2 protein-coding genes and 1 pseudogene are annotated in these 3418 nt (G+C 68.1%); all 3 read right to left on the bottom strand.

The annotated features are described in order from the left end of the window. A pseudogene (locus MFF30_RS02365) lies at positions 1-451 on the bottom strand (UDP-glucose 6-dehydrogenase); the annotation flags it as partial. A 477-nt stretch (positions 452-928) separates the two neighbouring features. Further along, positions 929-1138 (bottom strand): hypothetical protein, encoded by a 210-nt coding sequence (locus tag MFF30_RS02360; protein WP_238276077.1) that lies wholly within the window; start codon positions 1136-1138, stop codon positions 929-931. Positions 1139-1470: 332 nt separating this feature from the next. Next, entirely contained in the window at positions 1471-3342 is a 1872-nt protein-coding gene (locus MFF30_RS02355; RefSeq protein ID WP_238276075.1) for an ABC transporter ATP-binding protein, read from the bottom strand. Between the last annotated feature and the right edge of the window lie 76 nt (positions 3343-3418).

Below are 3418 nucleotides of genomic sequence, written 5' to 3'. Positions count from 1 at the left end.
CGGGGTTGGACACCACCGCTACCTCCGCCCCCGGGTTGGTCTCGCGGATGATACGCTCGACCTCGTCGCCGGTGCCCACCGGCACGGTGGACTTGGTCACCACCACGGTGAAGCCGGTCAGGGCCGCGGCGATCTCGCGGGCGGCGGCGAAAACGTAGCTAAGGTCGGCAAAGCCGTCGCCGCGGCGCGAGGGCGTGCCGACCGCGATGAACACCGCCTCGGCCTCCGCCACCGCCGGAGCGAGATCGGTGGCAAAGCTCAGCCGCTCCTGGCGCACGTTCTCCGCCACCAGGGCGTCGAGCCCCGGCTCGTAGATCGGCATGCGCCCGGCCTGCAGCGCCGCGATCTTGGCCGGATCCTTGTCGACGCACACAACGCTGTGCCCGAAATCCGCCAGACACGTCCCGGAGACGAGACCCACGTAGCCCGCGCCAACCATCGCAATCCGCATGACGACCCTTTCCGGGCCGGGGCGTGGCCCGAGCCCAACGTCCTCGCACCCACGGGAATCGGCCACCCCGGATGTCAGGTTCCCTTAGGACGTTTGGCTGGGTTGTGCCACGGCATCCCGCCGGCCGCGCCGTGTCACGAGGCTGCAACCATACCGGACGCGGTGACGACGGCGGGTCTGTTCGTGGCCTTCGTCGCCCCGGTCCCGATCGGGCCTTGCCCGGATCACCCGGGGCAGCCTCGACAGTGGGTGCCTCCAATCGGCTTTTCGGGCCGATGCGGCGGGGGACGGGCGCGTGTTCGCGTTCGGTCGAGCGGGCGCGGACCTGCGCGCCCGGTTCCATCGCGCCCCCTAGACGCGCCCCCGAGGGGCCGACACCTTCCACAGGGCCCCAGACATGCGTCGGGCCGCCACACGCCCCGAAGGTTCGCGCAGCGGCCCGAAAAGCCGACAGCCTCGCTCGATGGCGGGTGTTGATCAGACCGTCGGGTAGGAGAACACGCCGACCGAGGCATGGAAGGGGACGTGCTCGCGGGCGCGACGCTGGCGGGCCTTCTCGAGGAGCTTGGCGCTCAGGCGGTCGCCGCCGATATCGGCGAACTGCCGGTCGGTGAGCTCGGAGATTTCGCGCACGGAGGCGTTCTCGCGCAGAGAGGCGGCGAAATGCTGAAGGAGGGACTGGACCATGATGTGAACTCCGGATCTGGGGTGCGGCCAGGCTCTGCGGCCCGGCGCCATGACCCGGATGTAGGCTTTGCTGCGCTGCAGTAGGAGCGCCGATCGGAAGGGGCTGCCATGCAGTTTGAGCATGAAATGAGCATAACTGCCGAAGGCTTATGCAACATCCCAGTAAACCACTGACAAAAATAACGAAAATTGGATGCTGCGGGAGACCGATGTCATGCCGCTGGACGCCGGAACGGCAGAACGCCAGCCCCCCGTGTGCGTCGCAGCACGTCGAACCCGTACGGCGTTTCCGTTTGCGACACCTTTGCGTGGATCGCGCGCCTGGAGTGGTCTTACTCGGCCGCGTTCCCGTAGGCGGGCGCTTCGGTGGCATCGCCCAGGAAGCCACCCGACTGGCGCGCCCAGAGCCGCGCGTAGAGGCCACCGCTGGCGATCAGTTCCGCATGCGTGCCCTCCTCGATGATCCGGCCGGCATCGAGGACGATCAGCCGGTCGAGAGCCGCGATGGTCGAGAGGCGGTGCGCGATGGCCAGGACGGTCTTGCCTTGCATCAAGGTGTCGAGGCTCTCCTGGATCGCCGCCTCCACTTGGCTGTCGAGGGCCGAGGTCGCCTCGTCCAGGATGAGGATCGGGGCGTCCTTGAGGATGACCCGCGCGATGGCGATGCGCTGGCGCTGGCCGCCAGAGAGCTTGACGCCGCGCTCGCCCACCTGGGCGTCGTAGCCGGTGCGCCCCTTATGGTCCACGAGGTCGCGGATGAACGTGTCGGCCTGGGCCAAGCGGGCGGCGCGCTCGACCTCGGCGATGGTGGCGTCGGGGCGGCCATACGCGATGTTGTCGCGGATCGAGCGGTGTAGCAGCGAGGTGTCCTGGGTCACCATGGCGATGGCGCTGCGCAGCGACCCCTGCGTGACCCCGGCGATGTCCTGGCCGTCCACGAGGATGCGGCCGGTCTCGAGATCGTGCAGGCGCAGGAGCAGTGCGGTGATCGTGGTCTTGCCGGCGCCGCTCACGCCCACGAGCCCGACCTTCTCGCCCGCGCGGATGTGCAGGTTCAGGCCCTCGATGATGGAGGCGTCGTCGCGACCGTAGTGGAAGCCGACGTTCTCGAAGCGGATGTCACCACCCGAGATCGCCAAAGTCCCGGCATCGGGCCGGTCGTTGATGGCGTGCGGACGGGCGATCGTCTGCATGCTTTCCTGGATGACGCCGACATTCTCGAAGATGCCCCGCACGGTCTGCATCACCCAGCCCGACATCGCCATGAGGCGCAGGACCAGGGCCAAGCCGGCCGAGGCCTCGCCGGTGGTCATCCCGCCGCGCTGCCATAGGATCACGCAGACGCTGGCCGTGGACAGGATCAGCAGGCTGTTGAGGAGGCCGAGCAGGGTGGTTGTGCTGCTCACCAGCCGGAACTGATGCAGGTAGGCCTTGGTGTGCACGTCGACGGCGTCGCGCACCGCTGCCCGCTCCTCGCGATCGCGGGCGAACAGCTTCACGGTCAGGATGTTGGTGTAGCTGTCGACGATGCGCCCGATGAGCGCCGAGCGGGTGTCGGCGGTCAGCAACGAGCGGGACCGAGCCCGGGGCACGAACCACCGGGTCAGGGCAGCGTAGGCCGCGATCCAGACCACCACCGGCAGGGCGAGCCAGAGGGAGATCGAGCCGAACAGACCAACCGCGGTGACCGCGTAGATCGCGACGTACAGCAGGGTGTCGATGAACACGACGGCGAGTTCGCGCACCGCCGGGCCGACCTGAACGACCCGGTTTGCCAAGCGCCCGGCGAAGTCCGCCTGGAAGTACGAGAGCGAGTGGCCGAGGGTGTAGAGATGCGTGCGCCAGCGGATCTGGTTCGTCGCCTGGGGCACGATGAGCTGATTCGACAGGATCTCGTGCAGCCAGATCGTGATGGGCCGCACCACCAGCAGGAGGCCGGCCGCCAGCATCAGACCGGTGCCGTGCTCCTGCCACAGGGTGGCGCGGTCGGCCTTGTTCAGGAGATCGATGAACCAGCCCATGAGCAGGTAGAGCGAGGCCTCCACAGACCCGGCCAGCACCGCCACCACGAACAGGATCGCGAGCGCGCCGCGGATCGGCCGCAGATAGAAGCCCGCGAAACCGAGAACGGATTTCGGCGGCATGCGGCCGTCGTCGAACGGCGCGAAGGTGTCGATTCGGCGCTCGAGCCAATCGAGAAACATGAGAATATCCGGTTGCTGCAGCGTCCCTTAGCTATGCCGTCTTGACCGTCCGCCAACCGGGGGGCGATGCCGCACG

Source organism: Methylobacterium goesingense (genome assembly GCF_022179225.1).
GTDB lineage: Bacteria > Pseudomonadota > Alphaproteobacteria > Rhizobiales > Beijerinckiaceae > Methylobacterium > Methylobacterium goesingense.
Note: the sequence above shows the minus strand (reverse complement) of the source record. Positions and strands in the feature narration are given on the sequence as shown.

Bases quoted from the DNA above. Each gene is read 5' to 3' on its own strand.
- MFF30_RS02355 (WP_238276075.1), bottom strand. From the start codon at position 3,342: ATGTTTCTCGATTGGCTCGAGCGCCGAATCGACACCTTCGCGCCGTTC.
- MFF30_RS02360 (WP_238276077.1), bottom strand. From the start codon at position 1,138: ATGGTCCAGTCCCTCCTTCAGCATTTCGCCGCCTCTCTGCGCGAGAAC.